The following is a 20,837-nucleotide window of genomic DNA, read 5'->3' as shown; positions in this document are numbered from 1 at the left end:
ACGTCAGTCAGTATCTGCCTTGGGCAGGTACTGGCGCGCAAGCAGGGCTGTGGCCATTACGGCCATGCCAAGATGTCCGTAGATGACGTAGTTGAGAAAAATCTCGCCCGCTCCGGCGCCCGCAAGCAGGCTAAGGATCGCGGCAACGCCGCCGGTTGTTATTGCTGTTAGTAGGTATGCCATGCCAGAACTCTCACGCTGCCGTCACACTTCAACCTAGGCTAGTGCCCGAAAGGTGCAAATTTAGTTAACGCTAAAATGGAGTTGTGGCCGAAGATCGCTCAAAATATGGCAAAATGGGCGCAATTCGGCCTATCGGGCGGTTTTCCGCTCATAATTTTCTTAACAAAAAGGGGCGAAGACATGCGTCTTCGCCCCGATCACTTCCCGCATGTCGCGAATCTTACCCCAGAAGGGCCTTTGCCTTGGCGGCCACATTCGCGCCGGTGATTCCGTATTTCTCGAACAATTCCTCTGCCGGAGCGGAAGCGCCGAAGCTGTCCATGCCGACGAAATCCGCCTTGCCGAACTTGCCGCGTTCGCCGAGCAGCCACTGATCCCACCCCTGACGGCAACCGGCCTCGATACCGACGCGGACCGCGCCACCGGGCAGCACCCGCTTTCTGTAGGCCTCGTCCTGCTGGGCGAAAAGCTCCATGCAGGGCAGGGACACGACGCGCGTACCGATGCCGTCGGCTTGCAGGATGTCGCGCGCCTCGAGGGCCACGGCCACTTCGGAGCCTGTGGCAATCAGGATGACCTGACGTTTGCCCTCGGCATCGACCAGCGTATAGCCGCCCTGAGCGACCATGTTCTTGGTCTTATGCTCGGTGCGCACGGTGGGCAGGCCCTGACGGGTCAGTGACAACACGGACGGTGTCGCCTTCTGCGTCAGTGCAATTTCCCAGCTTTCCGCGGTTTCGATCGTGTCGGCGGGGCGGAACACCAGCGTGTTTGGCGTGGCACGCGAAATCGCAAGATGTTCGACCGGTTGGTGGGTCGGACCATCTTCGCCCAGACCGATGCTGTCATGGGTCATGACATAGACAACAGGTTGCTTCATCAACGCAGACAGGCGCATGGCGGGGCGGGCGTAATCGGTAAAGCACATGAACGTGCCCGAGTAAGGCCGCACGCCGCCGTGCAGCACCATACCGTTCATCGCGCTGGCCATCCCGTGTTCGCGGATGCCCCAGTAGACATAGCGACCCGCGCGGTTGTCGATGTCGAAAACGCCCAGATCAGATGTCTTGGTGTTGTTGGACCCCGTCAGGTCGGCCGATCCGCCGACAGTCTCCGGCATCACGGGGTTGATGACCTCGAGCACTTTCTCGGAAGACGCACGCGTTGCAAGTTTCGGTGCGCTCTCCGACATCTGCTTTTTGAACGCCTTGATGGTGGCGCTCAGTTTCTTGGGCGCATCGAGTGCGAGGGCGCGGTTGAACGTCTCGCGCTTCGAACGGGGCATCTTGTCAAAGCGTTCTTCCCATTCCTGCCGGGCGGTCACACCGCGTTTGCCGATGTCTTCCCAGGCGGATTTGATATCCGACGGAATCTCGAACGGTCCTGCCTTCCAGCCCCACACTTCTTTTGCGGCCGTATTCTGCTCGGCGTTGGTCAGTGCGCCGTGGCCCTTGGAGGTATCCTGAGCCGCGTGGCCCAAGGCGATGTGGGTCTTGCAGGCGATCATCGAGGGGGTGTCGGTTTTCTTGGCTGCTGCAATCGCGGCATCGATGGCATCGGGGTCATGTCCGTCAATTTCCTGCACATCCCAGCCCGCCGCGCGGAAGCGTCCGGGTTGATCCGTTGTATCGGACAAAGACACAGGACCGTCGATCGTGATGTTGTTGTTGTCCCACAGCACGATGAGCTTACTCAGCTTGTGACGACCCGCGATTGTGATCGCTTCCTGGCTGACGCCCTCCATCAGGCACCCGTCACCGGCAATGACATAGGTATGGTGATCAACGACCTTTGCCCCATACGTCGCGCGCTGGATCTCTTCGGCCATGGCAAAGCCCACGGAGTTCGCAATCCCCTGACCCAGCGGGCCGGTCGTCGTCTCGATCGCGTCGGCAAGGAAGTTTTCGGGGTGGCCCGCGGTACGCGCGCCCAATTGGCGGAAGTTCTTGATCTCTTCGATGGGGAACTGTGCGTCGCCGACGAGATGTAACAAAGAGTAGATCAGCATCGAACCGTGGCCTGCCGACAGGATAAAGCGGTCGCGGTCGGGCCAAGTGGGCTGTGCGGCGTCGAATTTCAGGTGACGGCCGAACAGAACCGTTGCCACATCGGCCATCCCGATGGGCATGCCGGAGTGGCCGGAATTGGCGGCAGTCACGGCATCCAGCGTCAGCGCGCGGATGGCGTTTGCCTTGGACCAGTGTTCGGGATTGGCGGCGGCGAGTGCTTTGAGATCCACGGTGTGCGGCTCCTTTGAGATTAGGCCATAGCAGGTGTTGCCCGCGTCAATATCAGCCCCGACCCAAAGATCAAGCACCGGCGCCCGCGCCGCTATGCTGCCGTGCCGTGTTCCGCGTGAAGAGCGCGCGCCAAGTTGCTGATCTTGAACGGGGGCAGCATTTGCGGGATGCTTTGGGTAGGATGATGCTGCTAAGACCGGATGCGATGATTCGCCCCGGGACGGGCCGAGCAGATAGGATGATGAACGCATGAGCGATATAGACGAGCTGCAGCGACGGATCACTGCGGCAATGGATCAGGTGGCCTACGGGCTGGAAAGGCTGCAGGGGGCACCTGCGGAACCACCGGCCGCCGACGGCGATACGCTTCAGGCACTCGAGGACGAAAAGACCGCTAACGCGCAGTTGCAGGAAAGAGTGCGCAGCCTGCGTGAGAAATCCGAAGCCGAAGCCACCGATCTACGGGCGCAGATCGAGGAAGCGGAGGGACGTATGGCGCAGCTGGACATTGAGTTGCAGCGCGTGCGCCGTGCCAACAGCCAATTGACAGATGCCTGCGCGGCCCTGCGCGAAGCAAACACCGAAGGTGTGGGCGAGCCGCATCTGATCAACAAGGCCATGCTGGCCGAGCTCGAAGGCCTGCGCGCGGCGCGGGCGGCGGATGTGGCAGAAGCCGACGTCATTCTGTCGCGGTTGCAGCCCCTGATCGAGCGGGCCGGCGAAGGTGATTCCGAGGAGGCAAGCTGATGCCAGAGGTCAAGATATCCATCGGCGGGCGCCAGTTCGATGTCGCCTGTCAGGACGGCGAAGAATCGTATCTGCATGCCGCGGCCAAGATGCTGGACGACGAGGCACAGGTGCTGTCGGATCAGGTGGGGCGGATGCCCGAGGCGCGGATGTTGCTAATGGCGGGTCTGATGCTGGCCGACAAGACCGCGAGCGTCGAGGACAAGATTGCCGATGTGCGCGCCCAGCTTGCGGAACGCGAGGCCGAATTGGAAGGGCTGCGCAATACGGTTGTTGAACCCGAACGCATCGAGGTGCCTGTGGTGCCGCAATCCGTGACCGACACATTGGCCGAAATCGCCGCACGGGCCGAGGCGCTTGCTGCCGAGGTGGACGAAAAAGCGGGAGGCTAGGGTGCCTTTGCGCATTTAGGCCGAAAAAAACCGCCGCTCCGGTACATCCGAAGCGGCGGTTTTTCCGTATCAGTACGTGGAAAGTGCCTCAGCCGTTGGCTTCGCGGATCTTGTCCGCCGCTTCCTTGTCAAAACCGACGCCTTTTTCCTCGAACAAGGTATCGAGCTCGCCCGACAGGGTCATCTCGGTGATGATGTCACAGCCACCCACGAACTCCCCCTTGACGTAGAGTTGTGGAATCGTCGGCCAATCGGAAAAATCCTTGATTCCTTGGCGCACACCTTCGTCCGCCAGCACGTTCACGTCGGAAAACGACACGCCCATGTAATTCAGCACACCCGCGACGCGGCTTGAAAATCCGCATTGGGGCATTTCCTTGGTGCCTTTCATGAACAGGACCACGTCATTCGTGCTGATCTGTTCCTGGATCTGGGTCTTTGGGTCGCTCATTTTTGTGTCCTTGCTGTCGCCACGGCGCGGCGCGCCTTGGGGGTGGATGCCTTGATGGCCGCTGCCACCAGAAGTCCGGTTGTCACGAATGCCAAAATCATCATCATTCAGGTACCTTTGTTGTCAGGGCCAGCGCATGCAATTCGCCGTTTGCGCCATCCATTTTGCCTTTCAGGGCCGCATAGACCGCGCGTTGCTGCTGGACCCGGTTTTTCCCGCGAAAGCTTTCGTCGACAACCATCGCAGCCATATGCACACCATCGTTGCCTTCAACGACGATTTTCGCGTCAGGAAAGCTGGCCCGCAGCAGATCTTCGATTTCCTGGGCTTGCATCGGCATGGGGGATCTCCGGGATTGGTCTGTGTCTTTGCACAAGATGTAGTGGCGGTGGGGGCAAGGTGCAAGTGAGTGCGTTCGTCCCTTGCCTACGACCAATGATTGATAGACGCTGACCGCGTCGCGGGTCATCTTGCGGCCTCGCTACGCCCTCGAAAGGATACCGCCATGACTGTTGAGACAACCATCGACGGTGCGCCGGAAAAGGCGCTGGAATGGGTCCTCGCGGGCAAAGGCGCTGCTTTGGCCACGGTGATTGACACATGGGGCTCCGCGCCGCGCCGCGTTGGCTCACAAATGGTCGTGTCCGGCGATGGCGCGATGGAGGGTTCTGTGTCGGGCGGCTGCGTCGAGGGCGCGGTTGTGCTCGAGGCGCTCGAGGCGCTGGAGGAAGGCGCCGTCAAGGTGCTCGAGTACGGGGTGAGCGACGGTGATGCCTTTGCCGTCGGGCTGGCCTGCGGCGGCACGATCCGCGTGCTGGTCGAACCTGTCGGCGACGGCGGATTGCCGCAAGATATGCTCGAGGAGCTCGTGGCGCACCGCGCCGCGCGGCGCCAGATTGCATATCGTGTTGCGCTCGACGGGCAGGACCGTGCCCTGCTCGAAGCGGGGTACGACGACCGGTTTCGCATGGACCGTTCGGGCATCGAGGACGACGGCAAATCCTTTGTTGCCATCCACAATCCGCCTTTGCGGCTGATCATCGTAGGGGCGGTTCACATCGCGCAGGCGCTTGTTCCGATAGCCCAGATCGCGGGCTTCGATGCGACGGTGATCGATCCGCGCGAAGCATTCGGATCGCAGGCGCGTTTTCCCGATGCACGCGTCGTTAATGATTGGCCCGATGCCGCGCTTGATGCGGTCGGTGTGGATGCGCGCACAGCGCTTGTTCTTCTGACGCATGATCCCAAACTGGATGATCCCGCCCTTCATGTCGGACTAGCGTCGCGCGCATTTTATATCGGCGCTTTGGGTTCCAAGCGGACCCATGCCGCCCGATTGGAACGGCTGGAGCAGGCCGGTTTCGCACAGTCCGATGTCGAGCGCATACACGGTCCTGTCGGTTTGAACATCGGGGCGGCCGGTCCGTCCGAGATTGCGGTGTCGATCCTCGCCCAAATGATCGACACGTTGCGCAAGCCATGAGGTTCGGTCCCGTTGCCACGGCGGAGGCGGAGGGCGCCGTGCTGGCCCATTCGGTCGCACTGCCGGATGGGCGCTTGCGCAAAGGTGTCGTGCTGGGCGGCGATGATGTCGCGGCGTTATGTGCCGCTGGCATTGCTCAGGTGATCGTGGCGCAGCTTGACCCCGACGATATGGGCGAGGATGTGGCCGCCGATCTGCTGGCCGATGCACTGCTTGCGCAAGCGGTCGGCTTGCGCAGGTCCGCGGCCTTCACCGGACGGGTCAATCTGATCGCGGATGAACCGGGTGTCGTCGATCTGGATGTTGCCGCCATCGAGGCGATAAACGCGATTGATCCAATGCTCACGATTGCCACCGTGCCGCCGTTTCAGCAAATGGCATCGGGCGGGATGGTTGCGACGATCAAGATGATATCCTACGCCGTGCCCCGCGCCGCGGTCGAGGCTGCCTGCGCGCTCGCAACAGACGCGCTGAACCTGCGCGCGCCGGTTTTGCCGGATGCGACGCTGATCATCACGGAAATCCCGGGCGGTGCAGGCGACAAGGGCAAACGTGCGATCGAGGACCGGCTTTCGGCGCTTGGCGTCGGATTGGTCGAAACTGTGATGGTACCGCATGATCAGACCACGCTGGCGCAGGCGATTGCGGGGGCGCGGGGCGCATTGATCCTGATCCTGACGGGGTCTGCCACCAGCGATATTGCCGATGTGGCCCCGGCTGCATTGTTGCAGGCGGGCGGGCAAGTGTCGCGCTTCGGCATGCCCGTTGATCCGGGAAACCTGCTGTTTCTAGGCGATCTTCAGGGCAGGGCCGTCATCGGACTGCCGGGATGCGCACGTTCGCCTGCTCTTAATGGTGCGGATTGGGTGCTGAGCCGGGTCGTCTGCGGGGTGCCTGTAACGGCCGCCGATATCGCGGGCATGGGGGTGGGGGGGCTGCTCAAGGAGATCCCGACCCGGCCGCAGCCGCGCGGGGTACCACCAAAGTCCTATCCCACCTGATCGGGATTTGGGGCAGTTTTGATTTCAGAAGAAAAACGTTCCCGTTTGCCGTGACTTCTGTGCATGCTGAACGCAGGGACCAAAAAGAACACTTTGTCTGGGAGGACATCAATGACCAAGGTGACAATGACCGTGAACGGCAAGCCCGCATCGGGCGATGTCGAAGGACGCACTCTGTTGGTACAATTTTTGCGCGAAGATATGGGGCTTACCGGCACTCACGTCGGCTGTGACACCAGCCAGTGCGGCGCTTGCGTCGTGCACGTGAACGGCGAAGCGGTCAAGGCCTGCTCGATGTTCGCGGTTGAGGCGGACGGGGCCGACGTTGCCACGATCGAGGGGCAGGCGGCGCCGGACGGCACGCTCAACACGATCCAGCAGGCGTTTCAGGACCATCACGGGCTGCAATGCGGGTTTTGCACGCCGGGCATGGTGATGTCCGCAGCTGCGCTGCTGAAGGACAACCCCAAGCCCACGGAGGCCGAAGTGCGCCATTATCTCGATGGGAACATCTGCCGCTGCACCGGCTATCATAACATCGTCAAGGCGATCATGGCCGCGTCCGGTCAGGACGTCGGCGCAATCGCCGCCGAGTAAACAAGACGCGGCCCCGCGGCATCCTCGCGGCGCCATCCATCACAACAGGCCCGAAAACGCCAGGCATGCCCTTTAGCGGCACCAGTACAACAGGCGGGGCATCACGCGGTCAGATGCAGCACAGGCTGCATCCCCCAGGGAGGAAAGACACAATGCCAAAGGACAGTGGTATCGGCGCCAGCAGCAAGCGGCGCGAAGACGTCCGGTTTTTGACCGGAGAAGGAAATTACACGGATGACATCAACATCAACGGACAGGCGCATGTGTTCTTCCTGCGCTCCGACGTGGCACACGGCACGTTGACATCCGTCGACACGTCCGAGGCAAGTGGCATGCCCGGTGTCGTCAAGGTGTTTACGGGCGCTGATTTCGAAGGGGTCGGCTCCATCCCCTGCGGCTGGCAGGTGACCGATCGTCACGGCGATCCGATGCAGGAACCGGGCCACCCCGTTCTGGCCCAGGGCAAGGTGCGCCATGTGGGCGAACCCATCGCCGCCGTCGTGGCGGAAACGCTGGAGCAAGCCCGGGACGCGGCGGAAGCGATTGTCGTCGATATCGATGAATCGCCTGCTGTCGTCGACATGAAGGAAGCGGTCAAGGACGGCGCGACCAAGGTCCACGACGATCTGACGAGCAACCTTTGCTACGACTGGGGTTTTGTCGAGGAAAACAAGGACGCGGTGAACAAGGCATTCGAGGACGCGGCCCATGTCACCACGCTCGAGCTGACCAACAACCGGTTGGTGGCCAACCCGATGGAGCCGCGCGTCGCGGTCGGCGATTACGCCCGCGGGACCGATGATCACACGCTCTACACCACCAGCCAGAACCCGCATGTCATCCGTTTGCTGATGGGCGCATTCGTGCTTGGCATCCCCGAGCACAAGCTGCGCGTTGTGGCACCGGACGTCGGCGGCGGTTTCGGCACCAAGATTTTCCATTATCAGGAAGAGGCGTTCGTCACATTCGCCGCCAAGGCATGCAACCGTCCTGTCAAATGGACGTCGAGCCGCTCGGAGGCGTTCATCTCGGACGCGCACGGCCGCGACCACGTGACCAAGATCGAACTGGCGCTGGATGCGGACAACAACTTTACCGCCATCCGCACGGACACCTACGCCAATATGGGCGCGTATCTGTCGACTTTCGCACCCTCGGTGCCCACGTGGTTGCACGGCACGTTGATGGCGGGCAACTACAAGACGCCGCTGATTTACGTGAACGTCAAGGCGGTCTTTACCAATACCGTGCCGGTCGATGCCTACCGCGGTGCCGGACGGCCTGAAGCGACCTATCAGCTTGAGCGTCTGGTCGATAAGGCCGCGCATGAGTTGGGCGTCGATCCGATCAAATTGCGTCGTCAGAACTTCGTGACCGAATTCCCCTATGCCACGCCCGTGGCGGTGGAATACGACACCGGTGATTACGTCGCGACAATGGACAAGCTCGAGGAGATGGCGGACGTCGGCGGGTTCGAAGCGCGCCGCAAGGAGTCCGAGGCCAAGGGCAAACTGCGCGGCTTTGGCGTCAATTGCTACATCGAGGCCTGTGGTATCGCGCCATCGAACCTTGTGGGGCAACTGGGCGCACGCGCGGGTCTTTACGAAAGCTGCACCGTGCGGGTGAACGCCACGGGCGGTCTGGTTGTTATGACCGGAAGCCACAGCCATGGACAGGGTCACGAGACCTCCTTTGCCCAGGTCGTCGCCGAAATGATCGGGATTGACGAGAGCATGGTCGAGATCGTGCACGGCGACACGTCCAAAGTGCCGATGGGCATGGGGACCTATGGCTCGCGTTCGCTTGCGGTTGGTGGCTCTGCCATGGTGCGCGCGACCGAAAAGATCATTGCGAAAGCCAAGAAGGTGGCGTCGCATCTTCTGGAAGCTTCGGAGGGCGATGTCGAACTGAAGGACGGCGCGTTCACCGTTGCAGGTACAGATAAATCGGTTGCCTGGGGGGACGTCACGCTCGCCGCCTATGTGCCGCACAACTATCCGCTCGAGGACATCGAGCCCGGTCTGGAAGAAACCGCCTTCTACGATCCGGCGAACTTTACCTACCCGTCCGGCGCCTATGCCTGCGAAGTTGAACTCGATCCTGAAACGGGGCTGGTCACCATCGAACGGTTCTCGGCGGCGGATGATTTCGGCAATATCGTCAATCCGATGATCGTGACCGGTCAGGTGCACGGTGGTCTGGCGCAGGGCATCGGCCAGGCGCTGCTGGAAAACTGTGCCTATGACGAAAACGGCCAGCTGCTGAGCGCGTCCTACATGGATTACGCGATGCCGCGGGCGTCCGACCTGCCGTTTTATGACGTGGACCATTCGTGTCAGACGCCGTGTACCCACAACCCGCTCGGGGTGAAGGGATGCGGCGAAGCGGGGGCGATCGGATCCCCTCCTGCGGTGGTCAACGCGGTGCTGGATGCGATGCGGTCGGGGGGCAAGAACGTCGAGCATATCGACATGCCTGTCAGCCCCGCACGTGTCTGGGAAGCGATGAACGGGTGAGAGCGTGTCGGGGAGGCCGCAGGTGGCTTTCCCCGACGCCTGCGTCTGGAGGGCGCAAGCGCCCGTGAGTTTAAAGGCAAGATGAAGCAGCCGGTCGCGTGCATAAGCCAAGTGCGATCGCTGACGGAAAGGAAGACGAGATGTATAATTTTGATGTGGAACAGCCCAAGAGTATTGCGGATGCCGTTAATGCGCTCGGGGCGGAAGAGGCCCAACCGCTGAGCGGGGGGCAGACGCTGATCCCGACGCTGAAGGCGCGGCTGGCGCAACCTTCCAAGCTCGTATCGTTGAGTGCGATCGACGAGATGAAGGGGGTATGTACAGACGACGAGGGCCGTTTGTGTATCGGTGGCGGCACCGTGCACGCGACCGTCGCCAGAGAAGCGGCCTCCAGCTATCCGGGATTGGCCGGGCTTGCGGCCCGGATCGGTGACCCGGCAGTACGCAATCGCGGTACAATCGGTGGCTCAATCGCCAATAACGATCCCTCTGCGTGCTATCCGGCCGCCGTGCTTGGCTCGGGGGCGACTGTGGTGACAAATGCGCGCGAAATTGCGGCGGATGATTATTTTCAGGGGATGTTCGAAACGGCGCTGGATGAGGGCGAAATCGTCACGGAGGTAAAATTCCCGATTCCGCAATCGGCGCATTACGAAAAGCACATCCAGCCTGCGTCCCGCTTTCCGCTCGTCGCGGTATTTGTGGCAAAATTTGCCGATGGTGTGCGGGTTGCCGTGACTGGTGCCTCTGAGAACGGCGTGTTCCGGTGGACTGAGGCCGAGCAGGCGCTGAGCGGAAATTTCTCCGCCGATGCGGTCGCCGGTTTGAGTGTGCCGGCGGACGGAATGATCAGCGACCTGCATGGGTCGGGTGCCTACCGTGCGCATCTGGTCGGTGTGATGACGAAGCGGGCGGTCGCGGCCCTCGGCTAAGACGCTTTTGACTTTTGGAAATGCCGCGCGGGTTCATGCCGAACCGCGCGGCATTTGCGTATGCAGGTGGAACTCCGTTGTGTTCCGTACGTTGTGCGGTACGGCCCGTGCGATCACCGCATCGCGGCCTCGAACACGAAGGATGCATTCCATGAGACAATTTCTCAAATCCTCGACCGCGCTGAGCGTTGCGTTGGCGATGAGCCTGCCGGTGAGCGCCGCAGCGCAGGAGGCCTGTGCCGACGATGCCGAAGCGCGCAGCTTCCCGTGCGTGCTGCCCGACGGCGTCGTACTCGAGACCGCGGCGGATGCAGAAGCGCTCCTGGAAAAGGAAGCCGCTGCGGCCGCCGAAGAGGTGGAAGCTGAGGCTGAGGTAGAAGCTGAAGTCGAGAGAGATGCTGAGACGGAGGTTGAGGCTGAAGTAGAAACGGCGGCCGATGCTGAGACAGAAGCCGATGTTGAGGTAGAAGCGGAGGCTGAAGACACCGCTGAGACAGAGGCGGAAGCAGAGGCAGATGGTGAATCGCAGGATGCCGCTGAGGTTGAAGACGTAGAGACGGAGGCCGAGGGCGAAGCAGAAGTTGAGGCGGAGGCCGAAGGCGAGGCTGCAGAAGCTGAGACAGCCGATGGGGTTGAGCCGGAGGCAGGCACGACAGAGGCCGAGACCAACGGGGCCGAGACGGATACCGCCGCTGGAACTGCCGAGCCCGAAGCGGACGTGCAGGAAGAAGCCGCGGCTGAAGAAGCAACCGAGACAGAAGATGAAAATGTGGCCGCAGAGGGCGCCGCGGAGCAAGATGCTGAAGCTCAGGCCTCTGATGCAGAAGCGGTGGCAGAAGGCGACAATACCGATGCAGATGTGGCGGACGAAGTAGAAACTGCCGGTCAGGAAGAAAACGCAGGGGAAAACGCGATTGCCGACACCGGCGCTGATACCGATACGGCTCCCGCGGATGAGACAGCTTCAACGGAGGTCACCGATGAGCAAGCGCCGGAACAATCCGCAACCGCAGCGGAAGAGCAACCCGCAGCAGCCGCGGCGGCGGCCGATGCCGATGCCGGCGAAAATACTGCCGATGTTCAGGAAGAGACGCTGACCGAAGAGGACGTGCGCGCATCGAGCGAGGAGTTCGAGACGACAGCCACCGGAACCGAAGAGGCGAGCGGCTCCGACGACGATGACGGGTTGAGCAAATTCGAAAAGGCGCTCCTGCTGGGTCTGGGGGCCGTCGCAGTTGGTCAACTTCTCGATAACGGAGACGAAGTGGTCAGCCGGTCGGGCGACCGGGTCGTCGTGCAACGTGATGGCCAGTTGCGGGTGCTCAAGGACGATGACGCGCTGCTGCGTCAACCGGGCAACGCGGTCCGCACCGAGACGTTCAACGACGGATCAACCCGGACCACTGTGACGCGTGAGGATGACAGCCGTATTGTGACAATTCGCGCCGCGGACGGAACAGTCCTGCGTCGGCTGAGCATCACGCCCGATGGTCAGGAAATCCTGTTGTTCGACGACACGCAAGAGATTGCCGAAGTTGATGTAAGCACGCTGCCCGATGCGCCGGTCGCAGAGGCCCAGAGTGCTGGCACCACAAGCGAAGAGGACCTGCGTGCCGCGCTTATCGCCGAACAGGCGCGCGCACAGGATCGTGTGTTCTCGCTGCGGCAGGTACGCGAGATCGAACAGGTCCGTGCGCTTGCGCCGCAGATCGAGCTTGACGCCGTACGGTTTGCGAGCGGCTCTGCGGCGATCCAGCCCGAGCAAGCCAGGAGCCTGTCGCGCATTGGGAATGCTCTGGCCGAACTGGTCCGCGAGGATCCGCGCACTGTGTTCCTGATCGAAGGCCATACCGATGCGGTAGGGGATGCCACCTACAACCTCGCGCTATCGGACCGCAGGGCCGAAACGGTGGCGCTGGCGCTTAGCGAGTATTTTGATGTGCCGCCGGAAAACATGATCACGCAAGGGTACGGCGAGAGTGCACTGAAAGTGGACACATCCGATGCGGAGCCTGCGAACCGCCGCGCGGTGGTCCGCAACATCACGACCCTTTTGAGACAGGCATCAAACGGAAACTGAGCAAAAAAAAAGAGCCCCCGACGGATGATCCGGCGGGGGCTACTTATCTAAACGATGCGCGGGTTAGGCCTTGTTCGGCAACGGGCCGATCAGCATCACCATCTGGCGGCCTTCCATCTTGGGGAAGTTTTCGACGCGGCCGTGTTCCTTGGTGTCTTCGGCAACACGTTCAAGCAATTCGCGCCCCAGATTCTGGTGCGCCATCTCACGCCCACGGAACCGAAGGGTGACCTTCACCTTATCGCCGTTCTCGAGAAACTTGTATACGTTGCGCATTTTAACATCGTAATCGTTCGTGTCGGTGTTCGGACGGAACTTGACCTCCTTGATCTCGATGATCTTCTGCTTCTTGCGCGCTTCGGATTCCCGCTTTTGCTGTTCGTACTTGAACTTGCCGAAATCCATGATCTTGCAAACGGGCGGATTGGCGTTGGGAGAAATCTCAACCAGGTCAAGTCCGGCTTCTTCTGCCATGTCCATGGCACGTGCGGGGCTGACGACGCCGACATTTTCACCCTCGGCGCCGATCAGGCGGATTTCGGATGAGCGAATGTTCTCGTTGACGCGCGGGCCGGTGTCACGTTGGGGCGGCGCGTTGTGTGGTCTGCGAGCGATGATATACGTCCTTTGATTGTGAGCTCTGTATCGAGATTGCAAAATAGACTTCTAAGTCCCTTCCTTCAAGTTGAAAAAAATACGGAACCCTGTTGTCTGTTGCCACGTTTTCCCCTTGATCCTGCGGATGTGCAGGCGCATTTGAGCATCCAACCGGCCAAGTCACACAGAAGTAGGCGGGCTGGATGAAAATGAGGGGAATTATCAATGAAAAATCTTGTCTGGATCGTGATTGCCGCGGTGATCGCCTTGGGCGCTTACATGCTTTATTCGGGCCGTAGCGTGCAGGAAATCGCAGCCGATGTGTCCGAAACCGCCACAACAGCTGCCGAAGCCACGAGCGAAGTTGCCGCCGATGCAGTAGACGCTGCTGCGGATGCCGGTGAAGCGGTAGCGGATGCAACCGCGAATGCCGCAGATGCCGTTGCAGATGCGGCAGGCGACGCGGTGGATGCGGTAGCGGAAACAGCCAATGACGCGGCCGATGCTGCGTCGGAACTTGCCGATGATGCCGCGGATGCCGTCGATGGCGCATTGAACGCGACCGAGGAAGCCGCCGAAGACGCAGCGGCCAACACCGAAGAAGTTGCGACAGACGCTGCAGAAGCGACGGAAGATGCAGCAACGGAAGCAGTCGAGGCAACCGAGGACGCGGTGGAAGCGACCGGGGATGCGGCAGCAGACGCAGCTGAAGCGACAGAAGACGCGGCGGTAGACGCGGCAGAAGCGACCGAGGATGCAGCAGCAGAAGCGGCGGAAGCGACCGAGGACGCTGCGGTAGACGCGGCTGAAGCGACAGAAGACGCTGCAGCAGATGCAGTTGAAGCGACCGAGGAAGCGGCAGCAGAAGCGGCGGAAGCGACCGAGGACGCAGCAGCGGACGCAGCCGAAGCGACCGAAGACGCCGCTGCTGATGCAGCCGAGGCCACTGAAGATGCAGCAACTGACGCAGTTGAGGCAACTGAGGATGCCGCCGAAGGCGCGACAGATGTCACCGCAGGCGACGTCGACGAGGCCGCGGAAGCTGCGACCGACGGGACAGAGGAAGTGACCGTGGACACCACCACAGAGGCGACATCGGCGGCGGACCTGCTGACGGTTGACGGCTTTGACATGGACAAGGTCGCGACCATGATCGACGAAAGCGATCTGGGTGCATTGCAAAAGACGGCGTTGACCAGCGGTTTGCAAGCCGCGCGGGACAATCCCGACCTGCTCAAGGCGGCGCTGGAGAACATCCGCGAAGCTATGGGTCTCTGACCTATTCCAGATGAAAACCCGAGAAAGCCGCGCCTGTTACGGGCGCGGCTTTTTCATGCAGAGGGCGTGCGCGGCCACAGATTGCTATGCGCACCGATGCCGTGTCGCAAACACCAATAGATCACCAACCCGCTAAGCACGAGCCAGATGCCACCCCACAGTTGCGCGGTGCCGCCGACGGCCTCCGCCAGCATCCGCGCATCCGAGGGAAGGCTTGATCGCCGGATCGTATCGTCGAAAATATCGTAGGGGACGTAAATCAGGCTCGACAGGCCAATGACCCGCAAGACCAGATCGCAGATGTCATGTGACAGTGCGCCGGCCATTCCGATCAACGCAAAACCAACCCCCAAACAGAACAACAGGGCAAAACCGTCACGGATATAAAGCGCGCAAACGATCAGCATCACCATACCCAGCGCGCCGAGCACGATCTTGTCGGCATCGCTGCGCAAGGCTGATACCAGCAAAGCGGCGCCAAGCAACAGCGAGCCCAGATAACCCGCGGACAGGATCGCAAAACCGCTGCCCCCACGGGTGACCGCATACCCGCCCTGATCCACCGAAATCGAGATTGCCTCGATCCGGCCTCCAGTCAATATGGCCGCCAGCCCGTGCGCCAGTTCGTGCAGGAATACGACGAAGATCTTCAATGGCAGAACCACGGGCGTTTGCCAGAGGGCAAACACCACGGCCAGAATGGCAAACAGTTGCCAATGTCCCCTGATATAGCTCATCGGGTGATGGGGCACGGGGCCTGCGCCTTTGTCAAACCCCGCAACGAAAAAGGGGCGCACCCTGGTGTTGTACGCCCCGCTGTCTCAACGTGTATATTCTCAGCCGACAAAGGCTTTTTCGACGACGTAATGTTTGGGATCGGAATTCGCACCCTCTTCAAGACCGAAGCCTTCGAGGATTTGCTTGATGTCGGTATTCAGCCCCATCGAGCCACACACCATGGCGCGGTCTGTATCTGCGGAGATCTTGTCGATGCCGAGATCCTTGAACACGGTGCCGTCTTCCAGCAGCGTGGTTATGCGGCCCATCTTCGGGCTTTGTTCGCGGGTCGTCGTCGGATAATAGCGGATCTTCGCAAGGTTTTCCGCGCCGATGAGTTCTTGCATCAGCTCGTCATTCTTGATGTCCTCGATCAATTGGCGGCCGTATTCAAGCTCGGCAACATCACGGCAGGTATGCGTGATGATGACCTCGTCGTAGTTGTCATAGGTTTCCGGTTCACGCAGGAGCGAGGCAAAGGGTGCAAATCCGGTTCCGGTTGCGAAAAACCAGATGCGCTTGCCGGGCAGCAAGGCGTCGTGGACGAGGGTGCCAACGGGCTTGGGCCGCAGGATAATCTCGTCACCCGGCTGGATATGCTGCAGCTTGGACGTCAGCGGACCGTCCTGCACCTTGATGGAGTAGAACTCAAGCTCGTCATCCCACGCGGGGCTGGCGATGGAATAGGCCCGCAGCAACGGCTTTTGTTTGCCTGTTTCGGGATGCGGATCGCCCATGAGGCCAATCATCACGAATTCACCCGACCGAAACCGCAATGAGGCGGGGCGGGTCACACGGAATGAAAACAGACGGTCCGTCCAGTGTTTCACCTGCGTGACGGTCTGTGCGTCGGGCAGGGTAGGGACGGCTTTGGCTGTGGCGGTTGTCACGGGGGAGGCTTCGGTCATTGTTTCTGTACCAACGGTTTTAGGCCGTCCCTTTTGCAAAGAACAGCGGTTTTTTGGAAAGCGGGCGGTGGCGGTCAGCCGCGCAGACGGTCCTGATAATCATGCGCCTGCCAATCGGCGCGGAATTGCCACTGATCTTCAGGCTGTCGGGCGGCAAGGGCGTCGTCGATTTCCACCTCGTCAAAGCCCGAGCGTCGCGCCATCGCATATTGATCCGACAGCACATGCCCGCGGGCGCGCAGCCGACCGGTGTAGCCCCGCAGGCGCAAGGCGCGCGCGATGGTGAAACCGCGGCCATCGGCAGAAGAGGGGAAATCAACGCGGATCATCCGCAACGCCGGGGTCAGTGCGACCTCTTCGGGGTTCGTGTCGGACGGCAGGTCGAGGGCCACGCAATCGTTGGCCGCCCCTTCGGCGCAGTAGCCCTGTGTCCAGTCGTCGGACACAAAACCGGTGTCGTTTATAATTACACTCATATCGTCGCTCCTGTTCGCACCATCTTTCCGTTCACGAAATGGATGCCGCATTCATCTTTTTGCTGACCGCGCCAGCGCCCTGATCGCGGGTCTTCGCCCGCAGCCACCGGTGTGGTGCAGGGCGCGCACCCAATGGACGGATACCCCCGTGCAACCAGCGGGTGACGGGGAAGGTTGTTTTCCACCATATAGGTCTGCACGTCTTCGGGCGTCCAATGCGCCAGCGGATTGACCTTGATCCGACCGGTTTCGGCTTCGACCTCAAAGGCGGGAAGATCGGCGCGCCGCCCGGACTGGTAACGTTTACGGCCCGTGATCCAGCCGTCAAAATCGGCCAGCGCCGTATTTAGGACCTGCGTTTTGCGCAGATCGCAACAGGCGTCCGGATCGCGCTGGTGCAATGTGTCGTCTGGATCCGTGGTGGCCGTATCGGCACGCAGGACCTGCACCCGCCGCAGACCCAGCGTGCGGGCCACTTCGCGCTGGTAATTCAGCGTTTCGGGAAACAACAACATCGTATCGATAAAGATCACCGGCACATCTGCCTTTACGCGGGACGCAAGGTGCAACAAGACTACGCTTTCTGCACCAAAGCTGCTGACCAGGGCCAGGTTGGGCGCTGCATCAAACGCGGTGCGCAACACATCGACGGCGGCATGGTGCTTGAGCTGGGTGTTGAGCGCGTCGACCTGCTCGGCCAAAGCGCCGGCGTGATCAAGCGGCATCGGCTTTTGCCTCGGGGTAGAGAGCCGCTTTGAACGGCGCCAGACCCAGTCTGCGATAGGTTTGCAGGAACGTCTCGCCCGCGTCCTGACGCAAGTCGAGATAGGCATATACCAACCGCTCGATGGCCGGAACGATGTCATCCGCGCTGAAGCCCGGACCCGCGCGCTCGCCGATGGTTGCGTCTTCTGTGCCGTCACCTCCCAGCGTGATCTGGTAGTTCTCGACACCCGCGCGGTCCAGCCCGAGGATACCGATGTGGCCCACATGGTGGTGACCGCAGGCGTTGATACAGCCCGAAATCTTGATCTTCAGCGGGCCGACATCGTGCTCCAGCTTCAGCGCGTCGAAACGGGTCGCGATTTCCTGCGCGATTGGGATGGAACGGGCGGTCGCGAGCGCACAGTAATCCATACCGGGACAGGCGATGATATCGCTGATCAAACCGATATTCGCCGTGGCCAGACCGGCGGATTTCAACCGCGCGTGCAGGGCAGGCAGATCGGCGCGGTGCACGTGGGGCAGGATAACATTCTGCTCGTGGCTGATGCGCAACTCGTTATGGCCGAATTCTTCGGCCAATGCCGCCATTTCGCGCATCTGCTCCGATGTTGCATCGCCCGGCGTCGCGCCGTGGGCCTTGAGGCTGATCGACACGATCGCGTAACCCGGCGCCCGGTGATCGGCGAGGTTGGTATCGGCCCAGCTGCGAAATACCGGATCGTTGGTATAGGCGCTTTCATAGGCGGCCAGTGACTGCGTCTTGAAGGCAGGAAGAGCAAAATCCGCCTCGATCCGCGCCAGCATCTGCTGGTCGACACCGGTAAACTGCGGACGGATCAGCTTGTAGCGGGCATCGACCCGCGCGCGGATATCCTCGATCCCGTTCTCATGGACCGTGATCTTGATACGTGCCTTGTATTTATTGTCGCGCCGTCCCAGCAGGTTGTAGACGCTCACAATCGCTTCGAGGGTCGGAAGCAGGTCTTCGGCGGCGACGAAATCATAGAGTACCTTGCCGATCATTGGCGTGCGCCCAAGGCCCCCGCCGACGATCACCTCGAACCCCTGCACACCATCGCGCTCGACGATGCGCAAACCGATGTCATGCGCCTTGATCACGGCACGGTCATGCTGTGATCCGGACACGGCCACCTTGAACTTGCGCGGCAGGAACTGGAATTCGGGGTGGTCGGTCGACCATTGGCGGATCAGTTCTGCAATCGGGCGGGGATCGGCGACCTCGTCTGCGGCGGCGCCCGCGAAATGGTCCGCCGTTACATTGCGGATGGTGTTGCCGGAGGTCTGGATCGCATGCAGGTTCACTTCGGCCAGTGCGTCGAGCATGTCGGGTACGTCGCGCAGTTCCGGCCAGTTATACTGGATGTTCTGGCGGGTGGTGAAATGGCCGTAGCCTTTATCCCATTTGTCGGCGATCTCGGCCAGGGCGCGCATCTGGCCGCCGTTCAGCGTGCCGTAGGGGATCGCGACGCGCAGCATATAGGCGTGCAGTTGCAAATAGAGACCGTTCATCAAACGCAGTGGTTTGAATTCATCCTCGGTCAGCGATCCGTCGATGCGGCGTTCGACCTGCTGGCGGAACTGTGCGTTGCGTTCGGCCAGAAATTTGGCGTCAAAGTCGGTGTAGCTGTACATTACAGGCTCTCCTGTTTGCCGTGCGCATAGTTGGACGGGCCTTTGGCCCGGAAAGCTTCGCGAAAATGGGTGGGGGCCGGGGCGCCCTGCGTCATGTCGACCTCGGCCAGATAAACGCCGACCACGAGATCCGATTGCGCGGACGTCTCGATCATGCGCAGATCGGCGACGGCCTCGTCGGTGATGACCTCGGCATCGCTCAGGTCACGCACCCACTCATCGGCACCCATGTAGACAACGTCGCCTTCCAGAAGGGCATTGGCCGTGATGACGGAGGGTTTGAAAGCTTTGGGCATTATGCGAACTCCTGGTTCGGGATCGTGGGGGCGAGGGCCAAGGCCGCGCGGGGCGCGAGACCGAGAAAGGTGAGTGCGGGGCCGGTCATCTCTGCCGCTTCCAACGCTGCGGGCAGCGCGTCGAGCGTGGTTTCGAGCACCCGTTGATCGGGGCGCGATGCGTTCTCGATGAGGGTGACAGGCGTTTGCCGGTCCGCGCCGTGCATGATCAGGCGGCCCTGAATGAACCGCGAGGACTTCTTACCCATGTAGATGGCGGCGACTTCGCCGGGACGGGCCAGTGTTTTCCAATCGTGGTCGGCGAAGCCCTTGGTGTCATGGCCTGTCAGGAACCGCACCGACGCATTGCGGCCCCGTCGCGTCAGGCTTTGACCAATGGCCGCCACCGCAGCAGAGGCGGACGTGATACCCGGAACGATATGCCACCCGATGCCGTGCGCGTCGACGGCGTCAATCTCTTCATCCAGACGGCCAAAAACGGTGCTGTCGCCCGATTTCAAACGCACCACCTGTGCGCCGCTTGCCGCATGCTCAACCAGCAAATCATTGATGTGTTCCTGTGGGGTCGAGGGGCCAAAGCCTTCCTTGCCGACATCGATCATCACGGCTTCTCGGCGGGCAAGTTCGAGGATCTCTGGCGTGATCAGACGGTCGTAGATCACGACATCGGCTTCATCGAGCGCGCGGCGTGCCTTGAGCGTCAACAGCTCCGGATCACCCGGACCACCGCCGACAAAGGCAACATGCCCCGCCCGTTGGGTCCGGTTGAGATGATCCCCTAGCAGCGCGTCCAGCGCGGGGCGCACGGCCGTTTCGCCATCGGCAATCGCCTTGGGTCCTGCGTTGAAATAATAATCGCGCCAGAAATCGCGACGGGCACGGCCGAAGGGCAGGGCATAGGATGCTTTTCGAAAGGTCTTGCCTATACGCGCCAACACGCCCAGCGACTGGGGCAGGCGCTCTTCCAGATCGGCCTTGATGGCACGCGCCAGCACGGGCGCTGCGCCTTCGGTGCCGATCGCGATGGTGACCGGGTCGCGGTCAACGATGGCGGGTGTGATAAACTGGCTGTCGGCGAGATTGTCGACCACATTGACCAGAGCGCCACATGACAGTGCGATGCCGGCCGTGCGGGCATCTTCGGCTTCGTCCTCGTTCGCGCCATAAAAAAGCCGCGCACAGATCGGATCCCCGTAATCCATGGGCCGCGCCACCAGCGACAGACGCCCCTCGTGATGCCATTGCTCGATTTCCGGCGCCGGGTCTGCAGCGTAGACCGAAATCTTGGCTTCGGACTTCATCAGCAGCCGCAATTTAGCCAATGCGGCATCACCGCCACCCGACACGACAATACGCTGGCCACGTGTGGAGAGGAAAATCGGGAAATGGTCCATCTGTCGCGGTCCTTTGTTGCTTGAGGTTCAATATAGGAAAATATTCCCATATTGCGCTAGACCGGCGTACAGATAAGAACGTATGTTCCATCAGGGAGGCCGAAAGGAAC

21 protein-coding genes are annotated in these 20,837 nt (G+C 61.2%); 9 read left to right on the top strand and 12 right to left on the bottom strand.

Going from position 1 to position 20,837, the window contains the following annotated elements; all coding sequences use genetic code 11:
- Window positions 1–3: 3 nt before the first annotated feature.
- Complete coding sequence (locus K3756_RS09765; protein ID WP_259986990.1) at window positions 4–183, bottom strand: hypothetical protein; 180 nt, start codon at window positions 181–183, stop codon at window positions 4–6.
- 220 nt (window positions 184–403) lie between these two features.
- Window positions 404–2,422 (bottom strand): transketolase, encoded by a 2,019-nt coding sequence (tkt, locus tag K3756_RS09760; protein WP_259986989.1) that lies wholly within the window; start codon window positions 2,420–2,422, stop codon window positions 404–406.
- Between the two features lie 250 nt (window positions 2,423–2,672).
- On the opposite strand from tkt, the gene K3756_RS09755 reads away from it, so the two are divergent.
- Window positions 2,673–3,170, top strand: a complete 498-nt coding sequence (locus tag K3756_RS09755; protein ID WP_259986988.1) for a coiled-coil domain-containing protein 22 — start codon at window positions 2,673–2,675, stop codon at window positions 3,168–3,170.
- Complete coding sequence (locus tag K3756_RS09750; protein ID WP_259986987.1) at window positions 3,170–3,562, top strand: cell division protein ZapA; 393 nt, start codon at window positions 3,170–3,172, stop codon at window positions 3,560–3,562. Before K3756_RS09755 ends, K3756_RS09750 begins: the two co-directional genes overlap by 1 nt.
- A gap of 88 nt (window positions 3,563–3,650) precedes the next feature.
- On the opposite strand, the gene grxD is transcribed toward K3756_RS09750, so the two are convergent.
- Together grxD and K3756_RS09740 are read right to left on the bottom strand one after the other, a co-directional pair.
- A complete protein-coding gene (gene grxD / locus K3756_RS09745; RefSeq protein WP_259986986.1) occupies window positions 3,651–4,013 on the bottom strand; it encodes a Grx4 family monothiol glutaredoxin in 363 nt (120 codons plus the stop codon).
- 103 nt (window positions 4,014–4,116) lie between these two features.
- Window positions 4,117–4,353: a BolA/IbaG family iron-sulfur metabolism protein gene (locus tag K3756_RS09740; protein WP_259986985.1), complete on the bottom strand. Its 237-nt coding sequence runs from the start codon at window positions 4,351–4,353 to the stop codon at window positions 4,117–4,119.
- A 165-nt stretch (window positions 4,354–4,518) separates the two neighbouring features.
- Here K3756_RS09740 and K3756_RS09735 point away from each other — a divergent pair, with 165 nt between their 5' ends.
- From K3756_RS09735 to K3756_RS09710, 6 genes are all read left to right on the top strand, one after another.
- Window positions 4,519–5,496, top strand: a complete 978-nt coding sequence (locus K3756_RS09735; protein ID WP_259986983.1) for an XdhC family protein — start codon at window positions 4,519–4,521, stop codon at window positions 5,494–5,496.
- Window positions 5,493–6,497, top strand: coding sequence for a molybdopterin-binding protein (locus tag K3756_RS09730; RefSeq protein WP_259986982.1), 1,005 nt, complete (start codon window positions 5,493–5,495; stop codon window positions 6,495–6,497). The genes K3756_RS09735 and K3756_RS09730 overlap by 4 nt, the downstream gene beginning before the upstream one ends.
- Before the next feature lie 111 nt (window positions 6,498–6,608).
- On the top strand, window positions 6,609–7,094 hold the full coding sequence (locus K3756_RS09725; RefSeq protein ID WP_259986981.1) for a (2Fe-2S)-binding protein: 486 nt from the start codon (window positions 6,609–6,611) through the stop codon (window positions 7,092–7,094).
- Between the two features lie 152 nt (window positions 7,095–7,246).
- Window positions 7,247–9,610 (top strand): xanthine dehydrogenase family protein molybdopterin-binding subunit, encoded by a 2,364-nt coding sequence (locus K3756_RS09720; protein WP_259986980.1) that lies wholly within the window; start codon window positions 7,247–7,249, stop codon window positions 9,608–9,610.
- A gap of 140 nt (window positions 9,611–9,750) precedes the next feature.
- A complete protein-coding gene (locus K3756_RS09715) occupies window positions 9,751–10,542 on the top strand; it encodes a xanthine dehydrogenase family protein subunit M (RefSeq protein ID WP_259986979.1) in 792 nt (263 codons plus the stop codon).
- 151 nt (window positions 10,543–10,693) lie between these two features.
- Window positions 10,694–12,622 carry an OmpA family protein gene (locus K3756_RS09710; protein WP_259986978.1) on the top strand — a complete coding sequence of 643 codons (1,929 nt, stop codon included), beginning with the start codon at window positions 10,694–10,696 and terminating at the stop codon, window positions 12,620–12,622.
- A 63-nt stretch (window positions 12,623–12,685) separates the two neighbouring features.
- Here the strand turns inward: K3756_RS09710 and infC are convergent, their stop codons facing one another.
- The gene (gene infC, locus K3756_RS09705) at window positions 12,686–13,237 is read right to left on the bottom strand and encodes a translation initiation factor IF-3 (protein WP_409202439.1); all 552 of its coding nucleotides are present in this window, start codon (window positions 13,235–13,237) and stop codon (window positions 12,686–12,688) included.
- A 207-nt stretch (window positions 13,238–13,444) separates the two neighbouring features.
- Between infC and K3756_RS09700 the strand changes: the two genes are divergently transcribed.
- Window positions 13,445–14,497 carry a hypothetical protein gene (locus tag K3756_RS09700; protein ID WP_259986976.1) on the top strand — a complete coding sequence of 351 codons (1,053 nt, stop codon included), beginning with the start codon at window positions 13,445–13,447 and terminating at the stop codon, window positions 14,495–14,497.
- Between the two features lie 53 nt (window positions 14,498–14,550).
- Here K3756_RS09700 and K3756_RS09695 read toward each other — a convergent pair whose 3' ends face one another.
- The 7 genes from K3756_RS09695 to cysG form a co-directional block, all read right to left on the bottom strand.
- Window positions 14,551–15,249: a M50 family metallopeptidase gene (locus K3756_RS09695; RefSeq protein WP_259986974.1), complete on the bottom strand. Its 699-nt coding sequence runs from the start codon at window positions 15,247–15,249 to the stop codon at window positions 14,551–14,553.
- Between the two features lie 84 nt (window positions 15,250–15,333).
- Window positions 15,334–16,182 carry a ferredoxin--NADP reductase gene (locus tag K3756_RS09690; RefSeq protein WP_259986972.1) on the bottom strand — a complete coding sequence of 283 codons (849 nt, stop codon included), beginning with the start codon at window positions 16,180–16,182 and terminating at the stop codon, window positions 15,334–15,336.
- A 74-nt stretch (window positions 16,183–16,256) separates the two neighbouring features.
- Window positions 16,257–16,658 (bottom strand): DUF934 domain-containing protein, encoded by a 402-nt coding sequence (locus tag K3756_RS09685; RefSeq protein WP_259986970.1) that lies wholly within the window; start codon window positions 16,656–16,658, stop codon window positions 16,257–16,259.
- Window positions 16,655–17,383: a phosphoadenylyl-sulfate reductase gene (locus tag K3756_RS09680; protein WP_259986968.1), complete on the bottom strand. Its 729-nt coding sequence runs from the start codon at window positions 17,381–17,383 to the stop codon at window positions 16,655–16,657. The genes K3756_RS09685 and K3756_RS09680 overlap by 4 nt, the downstream gene beginning before the upstream one ends.
- Entirely contained in the window at window positions 17,373–19,037 is a 1,665-nt protein-coding gene (locus tag K3756_RS09675; RefSeq protein WP_259986967.1) for a nitrite/sulfite reductase, read from the bottom strand. Before K3756_RS09675 ends, K3756_RS09680 begins: the two co-directional genes overlap by 11 nt.
- Entirely contained in the window at window positions 19,037–19,333 is a 297-nt protein-coding gene (locus K3756_RS09670) for a DUF2849 domain-containing protein (RefSeq protein ID WP_259986966.1), read from the bottom strand. Before K3756_RS09670 ends, K3756_RS09675 begins: the two co-directional genes overlap by 1 nt.
- Window positions 19,333–20,727 (bottom strand): siroheme synthase CysG, encoded by a 1,395-nt coding sequence (cysG, locus tag K3756_RS09665; protein WP_259986965.1) that lies wholly within the window; start codon window positions 20,725–20,727, stop codon window positions 19,333–19,335. The genes K3756_RS09670 and cysG overlap by 1 nt, the downstream gene beginning before the upstream one ends.
- Between the last annotated feature and the right edge of the window lie 110 nt (window positions 20,728–20,837).

The sequence above is a fragment of the Sulfitobacter sp. S190 genome (genome assembly GCF_025141935.1).
GTDB lineage: Bacteria > Pseudomonadota > Alphaproteobacteria > Rhodobacterales > Rhodobacteraceae > Sulfitobacter.
Note: the sequence above shows the minus strand (reverse complement) of the source record. Positions and strands in the feature narration are given on the sequence as shown.

Coding starts and splice junctions, on each gene's coding strand:
- K3756_RS09710 (WP_259986978.1), top strand. CDS start 10,694: ATGAGACAATTTCTCAAATCCTCGACCGCGCTGAGCGTTGCGTTGGCG.
- K3756_RS09735 (WP_259986983.1), top strand. CDS start 4,519: ATGACTGTTGAGACAACCATCGACGGTGCGCCGGAAAAGGCGCTGGAA.
- K3756_RS09720 (WP_259986980.1), top strand. CDS start 7,247: ATGCCAAAGGACAGTGGTATCGGCGCCAGCAGCAAGCGGCGCGAAGAC.
- K3756_RS09725 (WP_259986981.1), top strand. CDS start 6,609: ATGACCAAGGTGACAATGACCGTGAACGGCAAGCCCGCATCGGGCGAT.
- K3756_RS09750 (WP_259986987.1), top strand. CDS start 3,170: ATGCCAGAGGTCAAGATATCCATCGGCGGGCGCCAGTTCGATGTCGCC.
- K3756_RS09680 (WP_259986968.1), bottom strand. CDS start 17,383: ATGCCGCTTGATCACGCCGGCGCTTTGGCCGAGCAGGTCGACGCGCTC.
- K3756_RS09730 (WP_259986982.1), top strand. CDS start 5,493: ATGAGGTTCGGTCCCGTTGCCACGGCGGAGGCGGAGGGCGCCGTGCTG.
- K3756_RS09670 (WP_259986966.1), bottom strand. CDS start 19,333: ATGCCCAAAGCTTTCAAACCCTCCGTCATCACGGCCAATGCCCTTCTG.
- K3756_RS09690 (WP_259986972.1), bottom strand. CDS start 16,182: ATGACCGAAGCCTCCCCCGTGACAACCGCCACAGCCAAAGCCGTCCCT.
- K3756_RS09700 (WP_259986976.1), top strand. CDS start 13,445: ATGAAAAATCTTGTCTGGATCGTGATTGCCGCGGTGATCGCCTTGGGC.
- K3756_RS09740 (WP_259986985.1), bottom strand. CDS start 4,353: ATGCCGATGCAAGCCCAGGAAATCGAAGATCTGCTGCGGGCCAGCTTT.
- K3756_RS09715 (WP_259986979.1), top strand. CDS start 9,751: ATGTATAATTTTGATGTGGAACAGCCCAAGAGTATTGCGGATGCCGTT.
- K3756_RS09675 (WP_259986967.1), bottom strand. CDS start 19,037: ATGTACAGCTACACCGACTTTGACGCCAAATTTCTGGCCGAACGCAAC.
- K3756_RS09685 (WP_259986970.1), bottom strand. CDS start 16,658: ATGAGTGTAATTATAAACGACACCGGTTTTGTGTCCGACGACTGGACA.
- K3756_RS09765 (WP_259986990.1), bottom strand. CDS start 183: ATGGCATACCTACTAACAGCAATAACAACCGGCGGCGTTGCCGCGATC.
- cysG (WP_259986965.1), bottom strand. CDS start 20,727: ATGGACCATTTCCCGATTTTCCTCTCCACACGTGGCCAGCGTATTGTC.
- K3756_RS09755 (WP_259986988.1), top strand. CDS start 2,673: ATGAGCGATATAGACGAGCTGCAGCGACGGATCACTGCGGCAATGGAT.
- grxD (WP_259986986.1), bottom strand. CDS start 4,013: ATGAGCGACCCAAAGACCCAGATCCAGGAACAGATCAGCACGAATGAC.